23 protein-coding genes are annotated in these 22913 nt (G+C 60.6%); 17 read left to right on the top strand and 6 right to left on the bottom strand.

Features of this window, described 5'->3' with window-relative positions; all coding sequences use genetic code 11:
- Positions 1–72 precede the first annotated feature (72 nt).
- Together ACQRBV_RS08905 and ACQRBV_RS08900 are read right to left on the bottom strand one after the other, a co-directional pair.
- Positions 73–732: an HAD family hydrolase gene (locus ACQRBV_RS08905; RefSeq protein ID WP_205344259.1), complete on the bottom strand. Its 660-nt coding sequence runs from the start codon at positions 730–732 to the stop codon at positions 73–75.
- Positions 729–1271: a gamma carbonic anhydrase family protein gene (locus tag ACQRBV_RS08900; protein WP_060756523.1), complete on the bottom strand. Its 543-nt coding sequence runs from the start codon at positions 1269–1271 to the stop codon at positions 729–731. The genes ACQRBV_RS08905 and ACQRBV_RS08900 overlap by 4 nt, the downstream gene beginning before the upstream one ends.
- Positions 1272–1372: 101 nt before the next feature.
- Between ACQRBV_RS08900 and prlC the strand changes: the two genes are divergently transcribed.
- Together prlC and ACQRBV_RS08890 are read left to right on the top strand one after the other, a co-directional pair.
- Complete coding sequence (prlC, locus tag ACQRBV_RS08895; protein ID WP_411985763.1) at positions 1373–3424, top strand: oligopeptidase A; 2052 nt, start codon at positions 1373–1375, stop codon at positions 3422–3424.
- On the top strand, positions 3421–3693 hold the full coding sequence (locus tag ACQRBV_RS08890; RefSeq protein WP_060756521.1) for a YheV family putative zinc ribbon protein: 273 nt from the start codon (positions 3421–3423) through the stop codon (positions 3691–3693). Before prlC ends, ACQRBV_RS08890 begins: the two co-directional genes overlap by 4 nt.
- Before the next feature lie 234 nt (positions 3694–3927).
- On the opposite strand, the gene ACQRBV_RS08885 is transcribed toward ACQRBV_RS08890, so the two are convergent.
- Positions 3928–4584: a dual specificity protein phosphatase family protein gene (locus ACQRBV_RS08885; protein WP_104995102.1), complete on the bottom strand. Its 657-nt coding sequence runs from the start codon at positions 4582–4584 to the stop codon at positions 3928–3930.
- Between the two features lie 266 nt (positions 4585–4850).
- Here ACQRBV_RS08885 and ACQRBV_RS08880 point away from each other — a divergent pair, with 266 nt between their 5' ends.
- The 6 genes from ACQRBV_RS08880 (at position 4851) to ACQRBV_RS08855 (ending at position 12433) form a co-directional block, all read left to right on the top strand.
- Positions 4851–5603, top strand: coding sequence for a gluconate 2-dehydrogenase subunit 3 family protein (locus ACQRBV_RS08880; RefSeq protein WP_104995103.1), 753 nt, complete (start codon positions 4851–4853; stop codon positions 5601–5603).
- A gap of 2 nt (positions 5604–5605) precedes the next feature.
- Complete coding sequence (locus ACQRBV_RS08875) at positions 5606–7390, top strand: GMC family oxidoreductase (protein ID WP_244701253.1); 1785 nt, start codon at positions 5606–5608, stop codon at positions 7388–7390.
- A 12-nt stretch (positions 7391–7402) separates the two neighbouring features.
- A complete protein-coding gene (locus tag ACQRBV_RS08870) occupies positions 7403–8713 on the top strand; it encodes a c-type cytochrome (RefSeq protein WP_411985764.1) in 1311 nt (436 codons plus the stop codon).
- Between the two features lie 80 nt (positions 8714–8793).
- On the top strand, positions 8794–9852 hold the full coding sequence (locus ACQRBV_RS08865; RefSeq protein ID WP_060756516.1) for a PA0069 family radical SAM protein: 1059 nt from the start codon (positions 8794–8796) through the stop codon (positions 9850–9852).
- A gap of 216 nt (positions 9853–10068) precedes the next feature.
- A complete protein-coding gene (locus ACQRBV_RS08860; protein WP_060756515.1) occupies positions 10069–10800 on the top strand; it encodes a carbonic anhydrase in 732 nt (243 codons plus the stop codon).
- Between the two features lie 85 nt (positions 10801–10885).
- A complete protein-coding gene (locus ACQRBV_RS08855; RefSeq protein ID WP_104995105.1) occupies positions 10886–12433 on the top strand; it encodes a SulP family inorganic anion transporter in 1548 nt (515 codons plus the stop codon).
- A 65-nt stretch (positions 12434–12498) separates the two neighbouring features.
- On the opposite strand, the gene ACQRBV_RS08850 is transcribed toward ACQRBV_RS08855, so the two are convergent.
- Positions 12499–13146, bottom strand: a complete 648-nt coding sequence (locus tag ACQRBV_RS08850; RefSeq protein WP_060756513.1) for a hypothetical protein — start codon at positions 13144–13146, stop codon at positions 12499–12501.
- Between the two features lie 369 nt (positions 13147–13515).
- Between ACQRBV_RS08850 and coxB the strand changes: the two genes are divergently transcribed.
- The 4 genes from coxB to ACQRBV_RS08830 all read left to right on the top strand — a co-directional run bounded on the left by coxB (position 13516) and on the right by ACQRBV_RS08830 (position 17892).
- Positions 13516–14643: a cytochrome c oxidase subunit II gene (gene coxB, locus ACQRBV_RS08845; protein WP_060756512.1), complete on the top strand. Its 1128-nt coding sequence runs from the start codon at positions 13516–13518 to the stop codon at positions 14641–14643.
- A 58-nt stretch (positions 14644–14701) separates the two neighbouring features.
- The gene (gene ctaD, locus ACQRBV_RS08840) at positions 14702–16285 is read left to right on the top strand and encodes a cytochrome c oxidase subunit I (protein ID WP_060756511.1); all 1584 of its coding nucleotides are present in this window, start codon (positions 14702–14704) and stop codon (positions 16283–16285) included.
- A gap of 132 nt (positions 16286–16417) precedes the next feature.
- Positions 16418–16969 carry a cytochrome c oxidase assembly protein gene (locus ACQRBV_RS08835; RefSeq protein ID WP_060756510.1) on the top strand — a complete coding sequence of 184 codons (552 nt, stop codon included), beginning with the start codon at positions 16418–16420 and terminating at the stop codon, positions 16967–16969.
- 35 nt (positions 16970–17004) lie between these two features.
- Entirely contained in the window at positions 17005–17892 is an 888-nt protein-coding gene (locus ACQRBV_RS08830; protein ID WP_060756509.1) for a cytochrome c oxidase subunit 3, read from the top strand.
- A 6-nt stretch (positions 17893–17898) separates the two neighbouring features.
- Here ACQRBV_RS08830 and ACQRBV_RS08825 read toward each other — a convergent pair whose 3' ends face one another.
- The gene (locus tag ACQRBV_RS08825; protein ID WP_060756508.1) at positions 17899–18102 is read right to left on the bottom strand and encodes a twin transmembrane helix small protein; all 204 of its coding nucleotides are present in this window, start codon (positions 18100–18102) and stop codon (positions 17899–17901) included.
- Positions 18103–18135: 33 nt separating this feature from the next.
- Between ACQRBV_RS08825 and ACQRBV_RS08820 the strand changes: the two genes are divergently transcribed.
- From ACQRBV_RS08820 to ACQRBV_RS08800, 5 genes are read left to right on the top strand one after another with little or no spacing between them, the layout of a single operon-like run.
- Entirely contained in the window at positions 18136–18900 is a 765-nt protein-coding gene (locus tag ACQRBV_RS08820) for an SURF1 family protein (protein WP_411985765.1), read from the top strand.
- Positions 18866–19450, top strand: coding sequence for a hypothetical protein (locus ACQRBV_RS08815; RefSeq protein ID WP_244701263.1), 585 nt, complete (start codon positions 18866–18868; stop codon positions 19448–19450). Before ACQRBV_RS08820 ends, ACQRBV_RS08815 begins: the two co-directional genes overlap by 35 nt.
- Before the next feature lie 10 nt (positions 19451–19460).
- Positions 19461–20540 carry a COX15/CtaA family protein gene (locus ACQRBV_RS08810; RefSeq protein ID WP_411985766.1) on the top strand — a complete coding sequence of 360 codons (1080 nt, stop codon included), beginning with the start codon at positions 19461–19463 and terminating at the stop codon, positions 20538–20540.
- Positions 20528–21427 (top strand): heme o synthase, encoded by a 900-nt coding sequence (cyoE, locus tag ACQRBV_RS08805; protein WP_244701268.1) that lies wholly within the window; start codon positions 20528–20530, stop codon positions 21425–21427. The genes ACQRBV_RS08810 and cyoE overlap by 13 nt, the downstream gene beginning before the upstream one ends.
- Positions 21424–22059, top strand: coding sequence for an SCO family protein (locus ACQRBV_RS08800; RefSeq protein ID WP_090367723.1), 636 nt, complete (start codon positions 21424–21426; stop codon positions 22057–22059). The genes cyoE and ACQRBV_RS08800 overlap by 4 nt, the downstream gene beginning before the upstream one ends.
- A 65-nt stretch (positions 22060–22124) precedes the next feature.
- Here the strand turns inward: ACQRBV_RS08800 and ACQRBV_RS08795 are convergent, their stop codons facing one another.
- Positions 22125–22898 (bottom strand): MetQ/NlpA family ABC transporter substrate-binding protein, encoded by a 774-nt coding sequence (locus tag ACQRBV_RS08795; protein WP_090367721.1) that lies wholly within the window; start codon positions 22896–22898, stop codon positions 22125–22127.
- Positions 22899–22913 lie beyond the last annotated feature (15 nt).

The following is a 22913-nucleotide window of genomic DNA, read 5'->3' as shown; positions in this document are numbered from 1 at the left end:
CATTTTGACCGTGGACGCCGGGCAATTGTGGGAGGGGCGGTGCGACGATTCGACTTGCTCCCGATAGCGCCCTCAAGGGCGCCGCATAAACGCCTGATGCATCTGATCCAGCGTTTCAAAATGCCAAGTCGGCTTCTCGGCATTCAGCTCTTCAAAACTGCCAAACCCATACCCTACCGCCGCCGAATCCAACCCATTGCTTCGTGCTCCGATCAGGTCATGCTTGCGATCCCCAATCATCAAGGTGGTGGCCGGGTCCAACTGCTCTTCGTGCATCAAGTGAGCGATCAGCTCGACCTTGTTGGTGCGCGTACCATCCAGCTCGCTGCCGTAGATCACCTTGAAGTGCCGGGCAAAGTCGAAATGCCGCGCGATCTCGCGGGCAAATACCCATGGCTTGGAGGTCGCCACATATAGCTGGCGGCCTTGGTCGTTCAGCGCTTCGAGCAAGGGCATCACGCCGTCGAACACGCGGTTCTCATAGAGCCCGGTGACCTTGAAGCGCTCGCGGTAGAAGTTCACCGCTTCCCACGCCTTGGCTTCATCAAAACCGTAGTACTGCATGAACGCTTGCAGCAGCGGCGGGCCGATGAAGTGTTCCAGCTTGGTCAGGTCCGGCTCATCAATGCCGAGCTTGCCGAGGGCGTACTGGATCGAGCGGGTGATGCCCTCGCGCGGGTCGGTGAGGGTGCCATCCAGGTCGAACAGTACGGTGGGGTAATGCAAGGTCATTGATCGAATCCTTCGGCCAGGTGCAGGTCTTTGAGCTTCACGTAGTTCGCGGCGCTGTAGGTGAAAAAGGCGCGCTCCTTGTCAGTCAGTGCGCGAACCTGTTTAACCGGGCTGCCCACGTACAGAAAGCCGCTGTCGAGTTTCTTGCCCGGCGGCACCAGGCTGCCGGCACCGATGATCACGTCATCTTCGACCACGGCGCCGTCCATGACGATGCTGCCCATGCCGATCAACACCCGGCTGCCTACGCTGCAGCCGTGCAGCATGACTTTATGGGCGACCGTCACGTCATCGCCGATCAGCAGCGGAAAACCGTCCGGGTTGAAGGGGCCGGCATGGGTGATGTGCAACACGCAGCCGTCCTGCACGCTGGTGCGCGCACCGATGCGGATACGGTGCATGTCGCCGCGAATCACGGTCAATGGCCATACCGAGCTGTCGGCGCCAATTTCGACATCGCCGATCACCACCGCCGAAACATCGACAAACGCCCCGGCGCCCAGGGTTGGCGTGTGGTTCTGATAGCTGCGAAGGGTCACGATAGCCTCTCTCTCTTTTGCTGATAGCTGCGGTGGGCATTGATTGTAATTAAGATGGCCCCATCTTTGTCTTATCCGTTTCCTCAGCCAAGGTGCCAACCGTGAGCGCGAACAACCCACTTCTGCAGTCCTACGACCTGCCGCCGTTCTCGGCGATCCGTGCCGAGCACGTCCAGCCGGCCATCGAACAGATCCTCGCCGACAACCGTGTCGCCATCGAAGGCATCCTGCAAAGCCAGGGTAAAAATCCGACATGGGCCGGGCTGGTCCTGGCGATGGACGAACTGAACGACCGCCTGGGCGCCGCCTGGAGCCCGGTCAGCCACCTCAACGCCGTGTGCAACAGCGCCGAACTGCGCGAAGCCTACGAGGCATGTCTGCCCGCGTTGAGCGCCTACTCCACTGAAATGGGCCAGAACCGCGCACTGTTCCAGGCTTTCGAAGCCTTGGCCAACAGCCCGGAAGCGGCCGGCTTCGATGTGGCGCAAAAAACTATCCTGGAACATGCCCTGCGTGACTTCCGCCTGTCGGGTATCGATTTGCCGCCTGAGCAGCAAAAACGTTACGCCGAAGTGCAGAGCAAGCTGTCGGAGCTGGGCAGCAAATTTTCCAACCAGTTGCTGGACGCCACCCAGGCCTGGACCAAGCATGTGACCGATGAGGCCCGCCTGGCTGGCCTGACCGACTCGGCCAAGGCGCAAATGGCCGCTGCCGCCCAGGCCAAGGGGCTCGACGGTTGGCTGATCACCCTGGAGTTCCCGAGTTACTACGCGGTGATGACCTACGCCCAGGACCGCGCCCTGCGCGAAGAAGTCTACGCGGCCTATTGCACCCGTGCGTCGGACCAAGGCCCGAATGCCGGTCAGAACGATAACGGGCCGGTGATGGAACAGATCCTCGACCTGCGTCAGGAGCTTGCTCAACTGCTGGGCTACGCCTCTTTCTCGGAACTGAGCCTGGCCACCAAGATGGCCGAGTCCAGTGACCAGGTGCTGAGTTTCTTGCGTGACCTGGCCAAGCGCAGCAAGCCGTTTGCCGCCCAGGACCTGCAACAGCTCAAGGCTTACGCTGCCGAACAAGGCTGCGCCGACCTGCAAAGCTGGGACAGCGGTTTCTACGGTGAAAAACTTCGTGAGCAGCGCTACAGCGTGTCCCAGGAGGCCCTGCGCGCCTACTTCCCGATCGACAAAGTGTTGAGCGGGTTGTTCGCCATTGTGCAGCGTCTGTACGGCATCGAGATCGCCGAGCAAAAAGGTTTCGATACCTGGCATCCGGACGTGCGTCTGTTTGAAATCAAGGAAAACGGCCAGCATGTCGGCCGTTTCTTCTTCGACCTGTACGCCCGCGCCAACAAGCGTGGCGGTGCCTGGATGGACGGCGCCCGCGACCGCCGCCGCACGATCGATGGCGTGCTGCAAAGCCCGGTGGCTAACCTGGTGTGCAACTTCACCCCGGCCGACAGCGGCAAGCCTGCGCTGCTGACCCACGACGAAGTGACCACCTTGTTCCACGAGTTCGGCCACGGCCTGCACCACCTGCTGACCCGCGTTGAACACGCCGGCGTGTCCGGCATCAACGGCGTGGCCTGGGACGCGGTGGAGTTGCCGAGTCAGTTCATGGAGAACTGGTGCTGGGAGCCGGAAGGCCTGGCGTTGATCTCCGGTCACTATGAAACCGGTGAGCCGCTGCCGCAGGACTTGCTGGAGAAAATGCTCGCGGCGAAGAACTTCCAGTCGGGCCTGATGATGGTGCGCCAGTTGGAATTCTCGCTGTTTGACTTCGAACTGCACGCCACTCACGGCGATGGCCGCACGGTCGCGCAGGTGCTCGAGGGCGTGCGTGATGAGGTTTCGGTGATGCGCCCGCCGGCCTACAACCGCTTCCCCAACAGCTTCGCGCATATCTTCGCGGGTGGTTACGCGGCGGGTTATTACAGCTACAAGTGGGCCGAAGTGCTGTCGGCGGATGCCTTCTCCAAATTCGAAGAAGACGGCGTGCTCAATCCCGAGACTGGCCGTGCCTTCCGTGAGGCGATCCTGGCCCGTGGCGGTTCCCAGAAACCGATGGTGCTGTTCGTCGATTTCCGCGGACGCGTGCCGTCGATTGACGCACTCTTGCGCCACAGCGGCCTGAGTGAGGACGCGGCAGCATGAGTGAAGGGCCTGTGATTACCAAAAAGCAATTTATCGCCGGGGCGGTCTGCCCGGCGTGCAGCGAGCCGGACAAGTTGAAAATGTGGACCGAGGACAGCGTGCCACATCGTGAATGCGTGGCCTGCGGCTATACCGATACGCTCAATGATCAAGGGCTGTCGGTGCCCAGGGAATTGGGCACGCGGGTCAATACATCGGCGTTGAAAGCGCCTGACCCGAAGGTGCAGGCGGTACAGTTTTTTCCTAATCCGAAGCTGAAAAAAGACTAAAAAAAAGCGGGGCATCCAGTGCCCTGATGCCTCTCAGTTAAGGATTAACGCGGTCCCTGTGGGAGGGGGCTTGCTCCCGATAGGCCGCGCAGCGGTCTCAAAAATGGGCCTGCTACGCAGTCCATCGGGAGCAAGCCCCCTCCCACAATTTATCCATCGCCCGCTTTATCGCTTAACTGAGAGGCATCAGGGCACTGGATGCCCCGCTTTTTTTTGCGACTCAATGGCGTGTAGTCACAGCTTTTTCTCGTCGCTTGCCGAAGTGGTAATCCAGCTTTTCATCGAGCACAGGGCGAAGGCGCTGGTGCTGCAATCGCCATTGGCCAAGGCGGTGCGCAACTTGTCGATATCGGCTTTCATCATGTAGCGAACGCCGTCCTTGAAGCCATTGCTGGTGCCGAAGCCGCCCAGGGTCATTTCGTTCAGCGCATCTTCCTTGCTCCACCCCTGCACGACCACGCGATACATCGCTGCCATCAGGCCGGTGCGGTCAGAGCCGTGTTTGCAGTGCATCAACACCGGGCCGTTGGCCTGGGCCTGCTGAATGGCGCGCAGGGCCGCGAGCACGTCGGTGTCGTCGACATGGTTGGTGCGATAGGTCAGTTGAACCTGTTTGATATCCGTCGATTTCAGCCAGCTGGCGTCCGATTCCGGCAGGAAATTGATGACCGTGCCTATCTTGAGTTTTTCCAGCACCGGCACTGCACTGCTGTCCGGCAACGCGCTGCGATAGAGCGTGGGCGTCATCTGGTGCAGGTTGAATTGGTCGCCCACGGGCTGGGCCCATTCCGGCGAGCGCGTCGATGGGGCGTCCTCGGCTTGAGCGTGAACGCTTGCGAACAGTGCCATGAACACCAGGCCGAAGGCGGGCAGCAATCGAATCTTGAACATGCGCTTTGTAACCGAATAGGGAAATGGCTGATGGGCCACAGATTCGCCTACAGGCGGTCAACAGGGCGTGAGGTGCTCGTCAAAGAATTGTGAACAGTCGGTACTGATCTGTTGTTTTTTTGCAGCTCAGTTGACTATTCCAAATCCTTAGGCTGCTATCATTTGTAACTATTGGTTGCCAGGATGTGTCATGCCTGGGAATCCATGCCTTCACGCTGCTCCCAGAAGTGGCGGACAAACCCGTGACCCCATGATGAGGTGCCCCCATGTCTGATCAAGATCAAGACAACCCGCGGCGCGACTTTTTGCGCAAATCCTTGACCTTGATCCCGGTGGTCACGGTTGCCAGCACCAGCCTTGGCGGCTCAATGCTGATGGCCACGCCGGAGCCCGCCCAGGCGGCACCGGCCAAGGTGCCTGCGAGCGATAAAGCCTACGAGCCGAGTTATTTCACCGCTGAAGAATGGGCGTTTATCAACGCTGCCGTCGCCCGACTGATTCCCGCCGATGCCCAGGGCCCTGGCGCATTGGAAGCGGGGGCGCCGGAATATATCGACCGTCAGATGAACACGCCTTACGCCAGTGGCGCGCTGTGGTTCATGCAAGGCCCGTTCAATGCCGATGCAGCTCCCGAGATGGGCTGGCAGAGCAAATTGGTGCCCAAGGAGATCTATCGCCTGGGTATCGCCGCGACGGATGCATGGTCGAAAGCGTTCAACGGTAAAGTTTTTGCTGCGCAAGACAGCGCTACCCAGGATGACATGTTGCGTCGTCTTGAGGCGGGCGGCAGTGAAGTGAGTGCACATTTTGAAGCGGTGCCGGCGAAGATGTTCTTCAACCTGCTGCTGCAAAACACCAAGGAAGGCTTCTTTTGCGACCCGATCCACGGGGGCAACAAAGGCATGGTCGGCTGGACCATGATCGGCTTCCCCGGCGCCCGCGCCGATTTCATGGATTGGGTGGAACGCAACGAGCAATACCCCTTCCCGGCTGTTTCCATCCGCGGCGAGAGGGCATAAACGTGGCGACCATCATGAAGAAAGTGGATGCGGTGATCGTAGGCTTTGGCTGGACCGGCGCGATCATGGCCAAGGAGCTGACGGAGGCCGGCCTCAACGTGGTAGCGCTGGAGCGCGGCCCGATGCAGGACACTTACCCGGACGGCAACTATCCCCAGGTCATCGACGAACTGACCTACAGCGTGCGTAAAAAACTCTTTCAGGACATCTCCAAGGAGACGGTGACCATTCGCCACAGTGTGAATGATGTCGCCCTGCCTAACCGTCAGCTGGGTGCGTTCCTGCCGGGCAATGGCGTAGGTGGCGCGGGTTTGCACTGGTCGGGGGTGCATTTTCGCGTCGACCCGATCGAGCTGCGCATGCGCAGCCACTATGAAGAGCGCTACGGTAAGAACTTCATTCCCAAAGACATGACCATCCAGGACTTCGGCGTCAGCTATGAAGAACTGGAGCCGTTTTTCGACTACGCGGAAAAAGTCTTCGGCACCTCCGGCCAGGCCTGGACCGTCAAAGGCCAGTTGGTGGGTGAAGGCCGTGGCGGCAACCCGTATGCGCCGGACCGCTCCAACCCGTTCCCGTTGGAGGCGCAAAAAAATACCGTTTCCGCTCAGCTGTTTCAGAAAGCCGCTACCGAGGTCGGTTACAAGCCTTACAACCTGCCATCGGCCAATACGTCGGGGCCGTACACCAACCCCTACGGCGCGCAGATGGGGCCGTGCAACTTCTGCGGTTTCTGCAGCGGTTACGTGTGCTACATGTACTCCAAGGCCTCGCCGAACGTAAACATTCTGCCGGCTCTGCGCCAAGTGCCGAATTTCGAGCTGCGGCCCAATTCCCACGTGCTCAAGGTCAACCTCGACAGCACCGGGAAAAAAGCCACCGGCGTGAGCTACATCGACGCTCAAGGCCGGGAGTGCGAGCAGCCGGCGGATCTGGTGATCCTCGGTGCCTTCCAGTTCCATAACGTGCGCTTGATGCTGCTGTCGGGCATCGGCAAACCCTACGACCCGATTACCAATGAGGGCGTGGTGGGCAGGAACTTCGCCTACCAGAACATGGGCACCATCAAAGCCTTCTTCGACAAGGACACTCACACAAACAACTTCATCGGTGCGGGCGGCAATGGCGTGGCCATCGATGACTTCAACGCGGACAACTTCGACCATGGGCCGCACGGCTTTGTGGGCGGCTCGCCGATGTGGGTCAACCAGGCGGGTAGCCGGCCGATTGCCGGTACCTCCAACCCACCGGGCACCCCGGCCTGGGGCAGTGCCTGGAAACGCGCTACTGCGGATTACTACACCCACCAGGTATCTATGGATGCCCACGGCGCTCATCAATCCTACCGGGGTAACTACCTGGACCTGGACCCGGTGTACCGCGATGCGTACGGCCAACCGCTGCTGCGGATGACGTTCGACTGGCAGGAAAACGACATCAAGATGAACCGATTCATGATCGAGAAAATGGGCAAGGTCGCCGAAGCGATGAACCCCAAAGCCATTGCCATACTCGGTAAAAAGGTCGGGGAGCACTTCAACACGGCGTCCTACCAGACCACCCACCTCAACGGCGGCGCGATCATGGGCACCAACCCGAAGACCAGTGCGTTGAATCGCTATCTGCAGAGTTGGGATGTGCACAACGTGTTTGTTCCGGGGGCTTCCGCGTTCCCACAAGGCTTGGGCTACAACCCTACCGGCCTGGTGGCGGCGTTGACCTATTGGTCGGCGCGGGCGATCCGCGAGCAGTACCTGAAAAACCCCGGCCCGCTGGTACAGGCATAAGGAGCGATGAGCATGAAAGCATTCGTTATCGCCTCTCTGGCGGCCTCACTGGGGTTATTCAGCAGTTGCTCGGTCAATGCGGCTGAAACCGATTTGATCAAACAGGGCGAATACCTGGCCCGCGCCGGCGACTGCGTGGCCTGTCACACCGCCAAGGGCGGCAAACCCTTTGCCGGTGGCCTGCCGATGGAAACCCCGATCGGCGTGATCTATTCCACCAACATCACGCCGGACAAGACGGGCCTGGGCGACTATAGCTTCGAAGACTTCGACAAGGCCGTGCGTCATGGCGTCGCCAAGAACGGTAGTACGCTTTACCCGGCGATGCCCTACCCGTCTTATGCACGCGTCAGCGACAGCGACATGCAGGCGTTGTACGCGTATTTCATGAAGGGTGTCGAGCCGGTCGCCCAAGTGAACAAGGACAGCGAGATTCCCTGGCCCTTGAGCATGCGCTGGCCCTTGGCGGCGTGGCGCTGGATGTTTGCCCCGGCTGTACAGGCGCAACCGGCCCAGGCTGCGGCCGACCCGGTGATCAGCCGTGGCGCTTACCTGGTAGAAGGCCTGGGCCATTGCGGCGCTTGCCATACACCGCGAGCCTTGACCATGCAGGAAAAAGCCTTGAGTGCCACTGAAGGCAACTCGTTCCTGTCCGGCAGTGCGCCACTGGAAGGCTGGATCGCGAAAAGCCTGCGTGGCGACCACAAGGACGGCCTTGGCAGTTGGAGCGAAACGCAGCTGGTGCAATTCCTCAAGACCGGCCGCAGTGATCGCAGCGCTGTGTTTGGTGGCATGAGCGACGTTGTCGTCCACAGCATGCAGTACATGTCGGAAGATGACCTGACGGCGATCGCCCGTTACCTCAAGAGCCTGCCGGCGGTCGATCCGCAGGATCAGCCGCACCAGTACGACAAACAGGTGGCTGAGGCATTGTGGAAAGGTGATGACAGCAAGCCGGGCGCGTCGGTCTACATCGACAATTGCGCGGCCTGCCATCGCACGGACGGCCATGGTTATACGCGGGTGTTCCCGGCGTTGACGGGTAACCCGGTACTGCAGACGACGGATGCCACGTCGTTGATCAACATCGTGTTGAATGGCGGCACCTTGCCGGCGACCCACACCGCACCGTCGACCTTCACCATGCCCGCGTTCGCCTGGCGTCTGTCGGACCAGGAAGTGGCGGATGTGGTCAGTTTCGTTCGCGGCAGCTGGGGTAACAAGGGGGCCCCCGTGAAGGCCAGCGATGTGGCAGACCTGCGCAAGAGTGATATGCGCACCACCTCCGGCGATGACCTTGGGCAAGTGACGAACAAGCACTGATCCGCACTGGCCGCCAAACGGCACTGGTCAGAAACCTTGCGCCTCGATACTGTATATAAAAACAGTATCGAGGCGTTTTCATGTCTACTGCGCTGCCGCCCCGTGGCCGGGGCACGGCCACCAACCTGCACAACCGCTTTGCGCCTACCGTCAGCGTGGCCGAGGACGACGGCTGGTTTCAGGAGGTCCCGCCGACCCAAGGCACCGAAGTGCGTATCGAAACGGCCAAGTCCATCATCACCCGCAACAACTCGCCGGATTTGCCGTTTGATCGTTCGATCAACCCCTATCGCGGCTGCGAGCATGGCTGTATCTACTGCTATGCACGGCCCAGTCATGCCTATTGGGACATGTCGCCAGGGCTGGATTTCGAAACCCGGCTGATCGCCAAGACCAATGCCGCCGATGTGCTGGAGCAACAGTTGTCCAAGCCCGGCTATGTCTGCGCGCCGATCAACCTTGGCTCCAACACCGACCCGTACCAGCCTGTCGAGCGTGAGTACAAGATCACCCGGCAAACTCTCGAAGTCCTCCTGCGCTACCGGCACCCGGTGACGATCATCACCAAAGGCTCGCTGATATTGCGCGACCTTGACCTGCTGGCCGAGCTGGCCCGCCAGCGCCTGGTGGCGGTGATGATCAGCCTCACCAGCCTGGACGACGAACTCAAGCGCATCCTGGAGCCGCGTACGGCGGCGCCCAAGGCGCGGTTGCGGGCGATTCGGGTGATGCGTGAGGCGGGCATCCCGGTTGGGGTGCTGTGTTCGCCGATGATTCCCATGATCAACGACAGCGAACTCGAAAGCCTGCTCACTGAAGCTCACGCGGCCGGCGCGCAAAGCGCGGCGTACATGATGCTGCGCCTGCCGCTGGAAGTGGCGCCGCTGTTCGAAGAGTGGCTGGCGGCGCATTACCCGCAGCGTGCGGCCCATGTGATGAGCCTGGTGCGCCAGGTGCGGGGTGGCGAGGTGTACGACAGCCGTTTCGGCGTGCGCATGCGCGGCGAAGGCCCGTTTGCCGATTTGCTGGCGCAGCGCTTCAGCAAGGCGATCAAGCGGCTGGGGCTGAACCGTCGGGAAGGCTTCAACCTGGACTGCACAGCGTTCTGCCCACCGGGCAGACAAATGGCATTGCTGTAAACTGCCTAGGAATGTCGCACTGTTTCTGTAGGAATAGTCGCGTTTTGATATCACTGAAACCCGCGATCTAGAGCGGTTCATTCAGTTTGAGTTAAGTTTCGATGGTTACCTTGTTCCGCGAGTGACTGATAAGTCTGCGTCGCCGCTGTAGGAATTTTACTGGCTGGCGTCGATCTGACCTGAATACTCCCCCTGCATTAATCAAGAGGATGAATCATGAGTGACAAGGATAAACAGCCGTTGGCTGCGTCGGCTTCAGCCCCTCAGGTGGCGGAATCCGCCGATGCAGCGCTAAAGCATATCGTTGACGGCTTTTTGCATTTCCATCACGACGTCTTCCCGCAGCAGGAAGAGCTTTTCAAGAAACTCGCCACGGCCCAGAGCCCACGGGCGATGTTCATTACCTGTGCCGACTCGCGCATCGTGCCCGAACTGATCACCCAGAGCTCCCCTGGCGACCTGTTCGTGACCCGTAACGTCGGCAACGTGGTGCCGCCCTACGGCCAGATGAACGGGGGTGTTTCCACCGCCATCGAGTACGCGGTACTCGCCCTGGGTGTGCAGCACATCATTGTGTGCGGGCATTCCGATTGCGGAGCCATGCGTGCGGTACTCAACCCGCACACGCTGGAAAAGATGCCGACGGTCAAAGCCTGGTTGCGTCATGCCGAGGTCGCCAAGACCATGGTCCATGACAACTGCGACTGCGCCACTGAAGGCGAGAGCATGAAGTTGGTGACCGAAGAAAACGTCATCGCCCAACTGCAACATTTGCGCACCCACCCGTCCGTGGCTTCGCGCATGGCCAATGGTCACTTGTTCATCCATGGCTGGATCTACAACATCGAGACCAGCGAAATCCGGGCCTACGATGCGGAAACAGCGGCATTTCGACCGTTGAACGGCACCGAGCCGATTCCTTCCGCGACGCCTAAAGCGCGCTTCTAAAACACTTCCCTGCCGGGTAGAGCGGTGGCTGCCATGGATGCAGCCAGGCTTTGCCGCGCCCGGCGAATGCCTCGGGAGAGTCATCATGCGTGCTGCTCAATTGAAAGCTGTACTGCCACGGGAGCTGCTGGCTTCCGTGGTTGTGTTTCTGGTTGCCCTGCCCTTGTGCATGGGCATTGCGATCGCTTCCGGCATGCCGCCGGCCAAGGGTCTGATCACCGGGATTATCGGTGGCCTGGTGGTCGGTTGGTTGGCGGGTTCGCCGTTACAGGTCAGTGGCCCGGCGGCGGGGTTGGCGGTGTTGGTGTTTGAACTGGTACGCCAGCACGGCATGTTGATGCTGGGGCCGATCTTGCTGCTGGCGGGGTTTCTGCAACTGGTGGCGGGCCGCTTGCGCCTGGGTTGCTGGTTCCGCGTGACGGCGCCGGCGGTGGTGTACGGCATGTTGGCGGGGATCGGCGTACTGATCGTGCTGTCGCAGATTCACGTGATGCTCGACGGCGCGCCCCAGCCCTCGGGGCTGGCGAACCTGGCGGGCTTTCCGGCTGCGCTGGGCGAGGCGATGCCGACCCTTGGCGGTGGCCTTGGTTGGCAGGCCGGCCTGCTCGGCTTGTCGACGATGTTGGTGATGTATGGGTGGGATAAATTGCGCCCGCAAAGCCTGCGTTTCGTTCCCGGCGCCCTATTGGGTGTGGGGCTGACGACCGTTGTCAGCCTGGTGCTGGCCTTGCAGGTCAAGCGCGTGCAAGTGCCGGAAAACCTTGCCGATGCCATCGACTGGCTGCGTCCCAGCGATCTGCTGAACCTGGCCGATCCACAGTTGTTGATCGCCGCGTTTGCTGTGGCGTTTATTGCCAGCGCAGAGACCTTGCTCTCTGCAGCGGCGGTCGATCGGATGCACAGCGGCCAGCGCTCCGATTTCGATAAGGAGTTGTCGGCTCAAGGCGTGGGCAACATGCTGTGTGGCCTGGTCGGCGCGTTGCCGATGACGGGTGTGATCGTACGCAGTTCGGCCAACGTGCAAGCCGGCGCCACCACCCGCATGTCGGCCATGTTCCACGGTTTGTGGCTGTTGGCTTTCGTCTTGCTGCTGTCGAGCGTACTGCAAAGTATTCCGGTGGCGAGTCTGGCGGGTGTGTTGGTGTATACCGGGATCAAACTGGTGGACATCAAGGCGTTCAAGGCGCTGGGACGCTATGGGCGCATGCCGATGTTCACCTATGCCGCGACGGCGTTGGCGATCATCTTCACCGATCTGCTGACGGGCGTGCTGGTGGGCTTCGGGCTCACGTTGGTGAAGCTGGCGTTCAAGGCGTCACGCTTGAAGGTGAGCCTGATCGACCTGCCGCAAGAGGGCGAGATGGAGTTGCGCCTGACGGGTGCGGCGACCTTCTTGAAGGTGCCGGTACTGACCCAGGTGCTGTCGACAGTGCCGGCGGGGACTACCGTGCATGTGCCGCTGAACAACCTGAGTTATATCGACCATTCCTGCCTGGAGTTGCTGGAGGAATGGGGCCGGGCGAATGCGGCCAAGGGGTCGACGCTGGTGATCGAGGCGCGTGGGTTGAAACGACGTTTGGAAGGTAGGGTGCGTACCACCGTGGGGATCGGGTCGGCGCCTTCTACTACCTGATTCAGCCGGAAACTGTGGGCGGGGGCCAGCCCCCTCCCACACTTGATCTTTGCAGGCCGGAAAATTCAGGCAGGCTGATCCAGCGATAACTCCACCCCCAGCTGCCGCGAAAGGCACGGCCAGCGTTTCCACGCCGCTTCCGTATCCGGGCTCTTGAGTGTCTCGCGATAGGCCTCTACCGACTCCAGCGCAAAGTTCTCTTCGTTGAGCATTTCATCCACCGCCAGATGCACCGCCTCATCCAGCTGATTGGCGAATTGCTCGCCGATCAATTGGTGAGCAATCAAATTGGCCACGGTGGTATCGGTTGGAATCAGCGGTTGGCCGAAGTGCTTGATATACAGATCGTTGACCTCCTCCACCAGGCGATGGGCCAGGTAGGCTTCATCCAGCAGGCCGTCGAGGCCCTCGTGCCCTGCCAGTATTGCAGGGGGCTGCAGGAAGAAGTGCTCGGCGATCTTCAGTACCGGCTTGATCTGGCTTTCAATGCCGGCTTCGCGAGCCACGTCATTGGCGGCTTCCAGCAAATCGGGAACGAGGTCGATGTAGGCCGTCACGAAGCGAGTCATGACAATGTTGCGATCGCCGTCAGTCAGGGCGATGGCCGAATGCAGGTGCGGCAATTGTTTTTCCAGCTGCTGGGCAAGCTGGCCCGTAGTGGCTTCGTGTTGATGGGCACGGGAAATCTGCTCGCGCAATGCGGCGGTGTTCATGAAAACTCCAGTGAAACAGGCGTAGGAAAAGGGAGAGGATAAGGTAGCTCGTTTATACGAGCACCTAAGATGCATTTGTCATAATTATTTCATGGTTATGCACAGCGGTTATATCGAATTGCCATTTCGCGTCGGATAAACGTTTGCGCCCCCTGTTTTATTAGCTCCGCCCGTCGATTTTTGTTGATTTGCCCCTACACATTGCGGGGTTGCAGGTGCTGTCTATACTCGGATTTGTACGCAATTAGCTGATGACGCCCAACTGCATGAAGCAGGCAAGGCTTGGCGGTTGTAAGCAGTATGGAAGCCGCTCCCTTCGCCGCAGGTGCAAACCGGCGGGATAACAAGAAACATAAAGGGGAACCCGCAATGACGCGACATCCACATGTTTGGATGGGCCTCCTGTTGTGGTCGGTATTCGGCCAGGCGCACGCCGCCTGGACAACGAATATGGCGCCAGGGGCGACTGAAGTCAGTCACGCCGTGTTCGACCTGCACATGACCATTTTCTGGATTTGTGTGGTGATCGGCATCGTCGTGTTTGGCGCGATGTTCTGGTCGATGATCCTGCACCGTCGCTCTACCGGCCAAGTGGCGGCGAAGTTCCACGAGAGTACGACCGTGGAGATTCTCTGGACCGTGGTGCCCTTTCTGATCCTGGTGGCCATGGCCATTCCGGCGACCAAGACCCTGATCAACATCTATGACAGCAGTGAGTCGGATATCGATATCCAGGTCACCGGCTATCAGTGGAAGTGGCACTACAAATACCTGGGCCAGGATGTGGAATTCTTCAGCAACCTGGCCACGCCCGCCGAGCAGATTCATAACCAGGCCACCAAGGGCGAGCATTACCTGTTGGAAGTCGATCAGCCGCTGGTGCTGCCAGTGGGGGCCAAGGTGCGCTTTCTGGTGACGGCTGCCGACGTGATCCACTCTTGGTGGGTGCCGGCCTTTGCGGTCAAGCGCGATGCCATCCCCGGCTTCGTCAATGAGGCCTGGACCCGTATCGAGAAGCCCGGCATCTACCGTGGCCAGTGCGCCGAGCTGTGCGGTAAGGACCACGGCTTCATGCCGATCGTGGTCGATGTCAAATCCAAGGCCGACTACGACACCTGGCTTGGCGAACGCAAAGCAGAAGCGGCCAAACTGCAGGAACTGACCTCCAAAGAGTGGACGCTCGACGAACTGGTGGCCCGTGGCGACAAGATCTACCACACCACTTGCGTAGCCTGTCACCAGGCCGAAGGCCAGGGCTTGCCGCCGATGTTCCCGGCACTCAAAGGCTCGCCGATCGCCACCGGGCCGAAGGAAGACCACCTGCACCGCGTCTACTTCGGCAAGCCCGGTACCGCCATGGCTGCGTTTGGCAAGCAGCTGTCGGAAGTGGATATCGCCGCCGTGGTGACCTACGAACGCAACGCCTGGGGCAATAACAAAGGCGACATGGTCACGCCCAAAGATGTGCTGGCTCTGAAACAGGCGCAAAGCCAATGACTGCCTTCACTGCGTATGCCTTGAACCCATCCGCCCACTCGCGTGCAGGAGAACGGCCATGAGCACTGTGATCGACCATGGTCATACCGACCATGCCCATGGCCCCGCCAAGGGCCTGATGCGCTGGGTGCTGACCACCAACCACAAAGACATCGGCACCTTGTACCTGTGGTTCGCCTTCACCATGTTCCTGCTCGGCGGCTCGTTCGCCATGGTGATCCGTGCCGAGTTGTTCCAGCCGGGCCTGCAGATTGTGCAACCGGCGTTCTTCAATCAGATGACCACCATGCATGGCTTGATCATGGTGTTCGGCGCGGTGATGCCGGCCTTCGTCGGCCTGGCCAACTGGATGATCCCGCTGATGATCGGCGCGCCGGACATGGCCTTGCCGCGCATGAACAACTTCAGCTTCTGGTTGCTGCCGGCGGCGTTCCTGCTGCTGGTCTCGACGCTGTTCACCCCGGGCGGCGGGCCGAACTTCGGCTGGACCTTCTACGCCCCGCTCTCCACCACCTACGCGCCGGAAAGCGTGACGTTCTTCATTTTTGCCATCCACCTGATGGGCGTCAGTTCGATCATGGGCGCGATCAACGTGGTCGCCACCATCCTCAACCTGCGCGCGCCAGGCATGACGCTGATGAAGATGCCGCTGTTCGTGTGGACCTGGCTGATCACGGCGTTCCTGTTGATCGCGGTGATGCCGGTACTGGCCGGTTGCGTGACCATGATGCTGATGGACATCCACTTCGGCACCAGCTTCTTCAGCGCGGCCGGCGGTGGTGATCCGGTGCTGTTCCAGCATGTGTTCTGGTTCTTCGGCCACCCCGAGGTGTACATCATGATCCTGCCGGCCTTTGGCGCCGTCAGCTCGATCATCCCGACCTTCTCGCGCAAGCCGCTGTTCGGCTACACCTCGATGGTGTACGCCACGGCGAGCATTGCGTTCCTGTCATTCATCGTGTGGGCGCACCACATGTTCGTGGTCGGCATTCCGTTGGTGGGCGAGTTGTTCTTCATGTACGCCACGCTGCTGATCGCCGTGCCGACGGGGGTGAAGGTGTTCAACTGGGTCAGCACCATGTGGCAAGGCTCGCTGACCTTCGAGACGCCGATGCTGTTCGCCGTGGCCTTCGTGATTCTATTCACCATCGGCGGTTTCTCCGGGCTGATGCTGGCAATCGCTCCGGCGGATTTCCAGTACCACGACACCTACTTTGTGGTGGCGCACTTCCATTACGTACTGGTGCCTGGCGCGATCTTCGGCATCTTCGCCTCGGCCTATTACTGGCTGCCGAAATGGACCGGCCACATGTATGACGAAACCCTGGGCAAGCTGCACTTCTGGCTGTCCTTCGTGGGCATGAACATGGCGTTTTTCCCGATGCACTTCGTCGGGCTGGCCGGCATGCCGCGCCGGGTGCCGGACTACAACCTGCAGTTCGCCGATTTCAACATGGTGTCGTCCATCGGTGCATTCATGTTCGGCGCCACGCAGATCTTCTTTCTGTTCATCGTGATCAAGTGCATCCGCGGCGGTCCACCGGCCCCGGCCAAGCCGTGGGAAGGCGCCGAGGGCCTGGAATGGAGTATCCCCTCACCCGCGCCGTACCACACCTTCACCACGCCGCCGGAGGTCAAATGAACACCCGTCTGTGTTGCGACCCAGCTCCCTGTGGGAGGGGGCTTGCTCCCGATAGCGGTGTGCCAGTCGACACTATTATTTGCAGTGATACCGCTATCGGGAGCAACTCGTCTCCCACATTGGGTGTGCGCCATGCTTGAGTCAGTACCGATCAAGCGCCTCGTCACGCGACTGCTGATCCTGGTGGTGGCTATGTTCGCTTTCGGCTTCGCCCTGGTGCCGATCTACGACGTGATGTGCAAGGCGTTCGGCATCAACGGCAAGACCGCCGGGCAGTACGAGGGCGAGCAGGTGGTCGATCCGACGCGCCAAGTGCGCGTGCAGTTCTTGTCCACCAACGCGATCGATATGGTCTGGGAGTTTCACTCCAAGGCTGACGAGGTGGTGGTCAACCCTGGAGCGGTCACCGAGATGCTGTTCGTGGCCTACAACCCCACCGACAAAGCCATGACGGCCCAGGCGGTGCCGAGCATTTCGCCGGCCGAAGCGGCGATGTATTTCCATAAGACCGAATGCTTTTGCTTTACCCAGCAGGTGCTCCAGCCAGGTGAGCGTATCGAGATGCCGGTGCGCTTCATCGTCGACCGGGCGATGCCCAAGGATGTAAAGCATCTGACCCTGGCGTACACGCTGTTTGACATCACTGCGCGCCAGCCGCCGGTGGCCGTCCGCAGCGGCGGCTAGCTACTGTTTGCCCCCTCAATCAGGAGAGCGAATACATGTCGTCTCATGATACGTACTACGTACCAGCGCAAAGCAAATGGCCCATAATTGCCACGTTTGGCATGTTGACCACGGTGTACGGCCTGGGCGTGTGGTTCAACGACCTGAAGGCGGCGCGCCCGGAATCCCACGGGCCGTGGATCTTTTTCGTCGGTGGCCTGCTGCTGGCCTACATGCTGTTCGGCTGGTTCGGCGCGGTGATCAAGGAAAGTCGCGCCGGTTTGTACAGCCCGCAGATGGACCGTTCGTTTCGCTGGGGTATGACCTGGTTTATCTTCTCCGAGGTGATGTTCTTCATCGCGTTCTTCGGTGCGCTGTTTTATGTACGCCACATGTCCGGCCCATGGCTGGGCGGTGAAGGTCATAAAGGCATCGCGCACATGTTGTGGCCGAATTTCGAATTCACCTGGCCGCTGCTCAACAACCCGGACCCGAAACTCTTCCCGCCGCCGGAAGGCACCATCAGTCCGTGGGGCTTGCCGCTGGTGAACACGATCTTGCTGGTCAGCTCCAGCGTGACCATCACCATTGCCCATCACGCGTTGCGTAAAGGTCATCGTGGTGCGCTGAAATTGTGGCTGGCGCTCACCGTGCTACTGGGTTGGGCGTTCCTGGGCTTCCAGGCCGAGGAGTACATGCATGCCTATAAGGAGCTGGGCCTGACCCTGGGTTCGGGGGTGTATGGAGCAACTTTCTTCATGCTCACAGGCTTTCATGGCGCTCACGTGACCATCGGCACGCTGATTCTGTTTGTGATGCTGATGCGCATCTTGCGTGGGCATTTCAATGCTGAGCACCAGTTCGGCTTCGAGGCGGCCAGTTGGTATTGGCATTTCGTGGATGTGGTGTGGATCGGCCTTTTTTTCTTCGTTTATGTGCTGTGAGGTGCCTTACCACGGTGCATGAGAAACCAGCTGGCCGCTGAAAAAGCCCCAGGCGATCAAGCCCACGGTGATTGCGGCCAGGACGACACGCACGGTCAGGGCAGTGACGAGGCGGTTGGAGTGGCCCTCGTCCTTGACCAGAAAGAACAAGCCACTGAATAGGCTCACGACAGTCGCTATCAGCATCAGGGCAATGGCGGCTTTGAGCATGGTCTGGCTCCAGGGCGTTTATAGGGAGGGGCGATGAAAACCAGTATAGCCAGTGCCATCGCGCGCTTTCGCCCCGGTATCGCTCCCACGTTGGTGGTGCTGGTGTTGCTGCCGTTGATGGTGGGCCTGGGGTTCTGGCAGTTGGCTCGCGGACATGAAAAACAGCTGCTGGTGGACCGGTATGCCGAGTGGCGTGTGGCCGACCCGATCAGCGGCGCGCAACTCGGTGACATGGCCGATCCCGCCTTCCACCGCGTGCGCTTGCGTGGTCAGTTCGACGGCGAACATAGCGTGCTGCTCGACAACCGCATGCGTGACGGCCGTGCGGGGGTGGAACTGCTGCAGCCGTTTCACGACCAGGCCAGCGGCCTGTGGTTGCTGCTCAATCGTGGTTGGCTGCCCTGGCCGGACCGACGCACGCCGCCGGTCTTCACGACACCTGAACACCCTGTGAATCTGGACGCCTGGGTGTACGTCGCCCCTGGCGAAACCTTCCAGTTGCAGGCCGACCCGGCAACTCGGCAATGGCCGCGCCTGCTCACCGCCCTGCACCCCGCAGCGTTGTGGGCCGAGTTGGGCCGTAGCGGGTTCGCCTACGAGCTGCGCGCCGAGCCCGGCCCTGGTACGTACGACACCACCTGGGCAGTGGTCGCCATGGGCCCGGAAAAACACTTGGGATATGCCGTGCAGTGGTTCGCCATGGCACTGGCGTTGCTGGCGCTTTACCTCTACCTCGGATGGCACAACAAGAAGGAGAAGTCCCATGGGAGCGGCCATGAATCCACCCAGCATGTCTGAGGCCCCTGCCCGGCGCAAAGGCCGCTGGCAGCTGATTTTGATCCTGATGATGGTCATCGGGCCAATGGTGCTGGCTACCTTCATGTACAAGTTGCAGTTCTGGGTGCCGGACAGTCGCAGCTACCACGGTGAAATGATCGGCAACGGCCAGACCCGCGCCGACATCGGCGTGCAGGCGGACGAAGAGCGCTGGCAACTGCTGGTCACCGCGCCCACCCCCTGCGCCGACGATTGCCGGCAACTGGTGTACCTGGCGCGCCAGCTGCAAATCAGCCTGGGCCGCGATGCTTCCCGGGCCAGCCACGCACTGGCCAGTGCCCAGCCGGTGAGCGCTGAGTACGAGGCCAGGCTCAAGGCCGAGTACCCGCAACTGCAGCGCTACGCGCTGGACCTGTCGACCTTCACCAAAGACGCTGCCGCACCGGGTGAGGCGCAACTGTGGATCGTCGATCCTCACGGCAACCTGGTGTTGCGCTACGACGCCAAGGTCAAGGGCAAGGACCTGCTCAACGACCTGCGCCTGCTGCTGAAACTGTCGAACATCGGATAAGGGCATCGTCATGGCCAAACCTGGATTTCGCCTCGCGTTGTTTGCCACCTTGCTGGCGCTGCTGGTCGTGCTGTTGGGTGCCTACACCCGCCTGACCCACGCCGGCCTGGGTTGCCCGGACTGGCCCGGTTGCTACGGCTTTATCAGCGTGCCCAAGACCGAAGCCCAGTTGGCCCATGCCGAGCTGCATTTTCCCGACTCGCCGGTGGAGGCGGACAAAGGCTGGGCCGAAATGACTCATCGCTACTTTGCCGGCACCTTGGGCGTACTGATCGTGCTGTTGGCGGCGCGTTCGTGGAGCCATCGGCGTGACCCCGGCCAGCCGGTAAAATTGCCGCTGTTCTTGCTGACGGTGGTGTTCGCCCAAGCGGCATTCGGTATGTGGACAGTGACATTGAAGCTGTGGCCGCAGGTGGTCACCGGCCATCTGCTGGGCGGCTTTGCGACCCTGAGCCTGCTGTTCCTGCTGACCCTGCGCTTGTCCGGCGTGTTGCCCGCGTTGATCGTGCCCAAGCGCCTGCAATATTGGGCAACGGCAGGGTTGGTGCTGGTGATAGGGCAGATTGCGCTGGGCGGCTGGGTCAGTTCCAACTATGCGGCGGTGGCCTGTATCGACCTGCCGACGTGCCACGGCCAGTGGTGGCCGGCGGCGGACTTTGCCAATGGTTTTCACCTGGCCCAGCACATCGGTCCCAACTACCTGGGCGGGCAGCTTGATAGCGATGCGCGCACGGCCATCCACCTGACCCACCGTATCGGCGCGGTTATCGTCGCGGTGGTGTTATTCGGCCTGGTCTGGCAGTTGCGCGCCGTGGGTATGACCCGGCTGGCGGGCTTGCTGCTGATCGCCCTGGCGGCGCAAATCGGCCTGGGCCTGAGCAATGTGTATTTCCATCTGCCGTTGCCGGTGGCCGTCGCGCATAACGCAGGGGGCGCGGCGTTGTTGCTGACGCTGGTGCTGGTCAATTACCACGCGCGTACCAGCCTGGTCCAGGTGCGCAATCAGTTGCCGTTCGGTTGGCGCTTCATTGCGCGCAAACAGGTGGCGGGCCTCATTACGCTCAAGGGAGAAATGCCATGGCGGCCTTGATCGGCGCACGTCACGATCAGGCGATCTGGCGTGACTACCTGGAGCTGACCAAGCCTAAGGTAGTGGTGCTGATGCTCATCACGTCTCTGGTGGGCATGTTCCTCGCCACCCGGGCGGGTGTGCCATGGACGGTGCTGGTGTTCGGTAACCTGGGCATTGCCCTGTGTGCCGGTGGCGCGGCGGCGGTCAACCATGTGGTTGATCGACGGATCGATGCGGTGATGGCGCGCACCCACAAAAGGCCATTAGCCGAGGGGCGGGTCTCTCCAGTGGCCGCGTTGGCCTTTGCATTGTTTCTGGCGGTTGCTGGCCTGGTTCTGTTGCTGGTGTTTACCAACCCACTGGCGGCGTGGCTGACGTTGGCCTCGTTGCTCGGTTACGCGGTGATCTACACCGGTTTTCTCAAGCGTGCGACCCCGCAAAACATTGTTATCGGCGGCCTGGCCGGTGCAGCTCCGCCGCTGCTGGGCTGGGTTGCCGTCACCGGGCACGTCAGCGCCGAACCGCTGTTGCTGGTGTTGATTATCTTCGCCTGGACCCCGCCACACTTCTGGGCCCTGGCCATTCACCGCAAGGAGGAATACGCCAAGGCCGATATCCCGATGCTGCCGGTTACCCACGGCGAGCATTACACCAAGGTGCATATCTTGCTCTATACCTTTGCCTTGCTGGCGGTGAGCTTGATGCCGTTTGTGATTCACATGAGCGGCCTGCTGTACCTGGCCTGTGCGCTGGTATTGGGCGGGCGCTTTCTGCAATGGGCCTGGGTGCTGTACCGTGGCAGCAAGCCGCACGCGGCGATCAGCACCTTCAAGTACTCTATCGGGTACCTGTTTTTGCTGTTTATCGCCCTGCTCGTAGACCACTACTTACTGTTGAACCTATGACCCGAACTCAAAAAACCGTGTTTATCCTGGTGGCCATCGTCGCGTTGATCATGGGCCTGACCGTCAATAAAGTGCTTTCGGGCAAGGGTCAGGGTGATCCTACCGCGCTGATCGACGCCGGCATCATCTTGCTGCCCCAGAGTCGCCAGTTGCCGCCGGTGACCATGACCAATCAGGACGGCCAGCCCGTGCTGGTCAACGAATTGAAAGGCAAGTGGAGCCTGCTGTTCTTCGGCTACACCTTCTGCCCGGACATCTGCCCGACGACGCTTGCGCAGCTGCGTCAGATCAAGAGCGAACTGCCCAAGGAGGCGCTGGACAAGCTGCAGGTGATCCTGGTCAGTGTCGATCCGAACCGCGATACGCCGACCCAGCTCAAACAGTACCTGGGCTATTTCGACCCGCAGTTCCAAGGTTTGACCGGCGCAAATGTCGAGGAGGTGCAGAAGGTCTCGAATGCCGTGAGCATTCCGTTCATTCCGGCTGATACCAGCAAGCCAAACTACACCGTCGACCACAGCGGCAACCTGGCGCTGATCGGGCCGGATGGAACGCAGCGTGGGTTTATTCGCGCGCCGTTGAACAACCAGAAGTTGGTGGCGCAGTTGCCGGTTTTGCTACAGCGCAAATGAAGCGGGACGCAGAGCGTCCCGGGCTGCTTTCCCACGCGGAGCGTGGGAACGATCACTAGGTTGGATCAGAACGCCGGCAGAATCGCGCCCTTGTACTTCTCCAGAATGAACGCTTTCACTTCAGGCGTGTGCAGGGCTGCCACCAGCTTCTTCACCGCATCCGAGTCCTTGTTGTCTTCACGGGTCACCAGGATGTTCACGTAAGGCGAGTCGTTGCCTTCGATCACCAGCGCATCCTTGGAAGGGTCCAGCTTGGCTTCCAGGGCGTAGTTGGTGTTGATCAGCGCCAGGTCGACCTGGGTCAGCACGCGCGGCAAGGTGGCGGCTTCCAGTTCGCGGAATTTCAGGTGCTTGGGGTTGGCGGTGATGTCCTTGATGGTCGACAGGATGTTGGCCGGGTCCTTCAGGGTGATCAGGTTGTGCTTGGCCAGCAGCAACAGTGCGCGGCCGCCGTTGGTGGCGTCGTTCGGGATTACCACGTTGGCACCGTCCGGCAGGTCTTCCAGCTTTTTGTACTTGCTGGAGTAGGCGCCCAGGGGTTCCAGGTGCACCGCGCCGACGCTCACCAGGTGAGTGCCCTTGGCCTTGTTGAACTCGTCCAGGTACGGCTGGTGCTGGAAGAAGTTGGCATCCAGGCGCTTTTCAGCCACTTGTACGTTCGGCTGTACATAGTCGGTGAAGACCTTGACGTTCAGGTCCACGCCTTCCTTGGCCAGGGCCGGCTTCACGAATTCGAGGATCTCTGCGTGTGGCACCGGCGATGCGGCGACCGTGAGGGTCTCGGCAGCATGGGCGGAAAACGCGGCAACGGCGGCGAAAGCAACCAGTAGTTTTTTCATCCAGCAAGCTCCTTG

It is taken from the genome of Pseudomonas sp. R11F (genome assembly GCF_050312575.1).
GTDB classification, from domain to species: Bacteria; Pseudomonadota; Gammaproteobacteria; order Pseudomonadales; family Pseudomonadaceae; genus Aquipseudomonas; species Aquipseudomonas palleroniana.
The sequence above is the reverse complement of the archived record's forward strand: the minus strand, read 5'-3'. Positions and strand labels throughout refer to the sequence as shown.

Excerpts from the sequence above, each read along its gene's own strand:
- ACQRBV_RS08820 (WP_411985765.1), top strand. The coding sequence starts at position 18,136 with ATGAAAACCAGTATAGCCAGTGCCATCGCGCGCTTTCGCCCCGGTATC.
- ACQRBV_RS08810 (WP_411985766.1), top strand. The coding sequence starts at position 19,461 with ATGGCCAAACCTGGATTTCGCCTCGCGTTGTTTGCCACCTTGCTGGCG.
- ACQRBV_RS08865 (WP_060756516.1), top strand. The coding sequence starts at position 8,794 with ATGTCTACTGCGCTGCCGCCCCGTGGCCGGGGCACGGCCACCAACCTG.
- ACQRBV_RS08890 (WP_060756521.1), top strand. The coding sequence starts at position 3,421 with ATGAGTGAAGGGCCTGTGATTACCAAAAAGCAATTTATCGCCGGGGCG.
- ACQRBV_RS08860 (WP_060756515.1), top strand. The coding sequence starts at position 10,069 with ATGAGTGACAAGGATAAACAGCCGTTGGCTGCGTCGGCTTCAGCCCCT.
- ctaD (WP_060756511.1), top strand. The coding sequence starts at position 14,702 with ATGAGCACTGTGATCGACCATGGTCATACCGACCATGCCCATGGCCCC.
- ACQRBV_RS08880 (WP_104995103.1), top strand. The coding sequence starts at position 4,851 with ATGTCTGATCAAGATCAAGACAACCCGCGGCGCGACTTTTTGCGCAAA.
- ACQRBV_RS08905 (WP_205344259.1), bottom strand. The coding sequence starts at position 732 with ATGACCTTGCATTACCCCACCGTACTGTTCGACCTGGATGGCACCCTC.
- cyoE (WP_244701268.1), top strand. The coding sequence starts at position 20,528 with ATGGCGGCCTTGATCGGCGCACGTCACGATCAGGCGATCTGGCGTGAC.
- ACQRBV_RS08825 (WP_060756508.1), bottom strand. The coding sequence starts at position 18,102 with ATGCTCAAAGCCGCCATTGCCCTGATGCTGATAGCGACTGTCGTGAGC.
- ACQRBV_RS08815 (WP_244701263.1), top strand. The coding sequence starts at position 18,866 with ATGGGAGCGGCCATGAATCCACCCAGCATGTCTGAGGCCCCTGCCCGG.
- ACQRBV_RS08870 (WP_411985764.1), top strand. The coding sequence starts at position 7,403 with ATGAAAGCATTCGTTATCGCCTCTCTGGCGGCCTCACTGGGGTTATTC.
- ACQRBV_RS08800 (WP_090367723.1), top strand. The coding sequence starts at position 21,424 with ATGACCCGAACTCAAAAAACCGTGTTTATCCTGGTGGCCATCGTCGCG.
- ACQRBV_RS08850 (WP_060756513.1), bottom strand. The coding sequence starts at position 13,146 with ATGAACACCGCCGCATTGCGCGAGCAGATTTCCCGTGCCCATCAACAC.
- coxB (WP_060756512.1), top strand. The coding sequence starts at position 13,516 with ATGACGCGACATCCACATGTTTGGATGGGCCTCCTGTTGTGGTCGGTA.
- ACQRBV_RS08835 (WP_060756510.1), top strand. The coding sequence starts at position 16,418 with ATGCTTGAGTCAGTACCGATCAAGCGCCTCGTCACGCGACTGCTGATC.
- ACQRBV_RS08855 (WP_104995105.1), top strand. The coding sequence starts at position 10,886 with ATGCGTGCTGCTCAATTGAAAGCTGTACTGCCACGGGAGCTGCTGGCT.
- ACQRBV_RS08795 (WP_090367721.1), bottom strand. The coding sequence starts at position 22,898 with ATGAAAAAACTACTGGTTGCTTTCGCCGCCGTTGCCGCGTTTTCCGCC.
- ACQRBV_RS08885 (WP_104995102.1), bottom strand. The coding sequence starts at position 4,584 with ATGTTCAAGATTCGATTGCTGCCCGCCTTCGGCCTGGTGTTCATGGCA.
- ACQRBV_RS08830 (WP_060756509.1), top strand. The coding sequence starts at position 17,005 with ATGTCGTCTCATGATACGTACTACGTACCAGCGCAAAGCAAATGGCCC.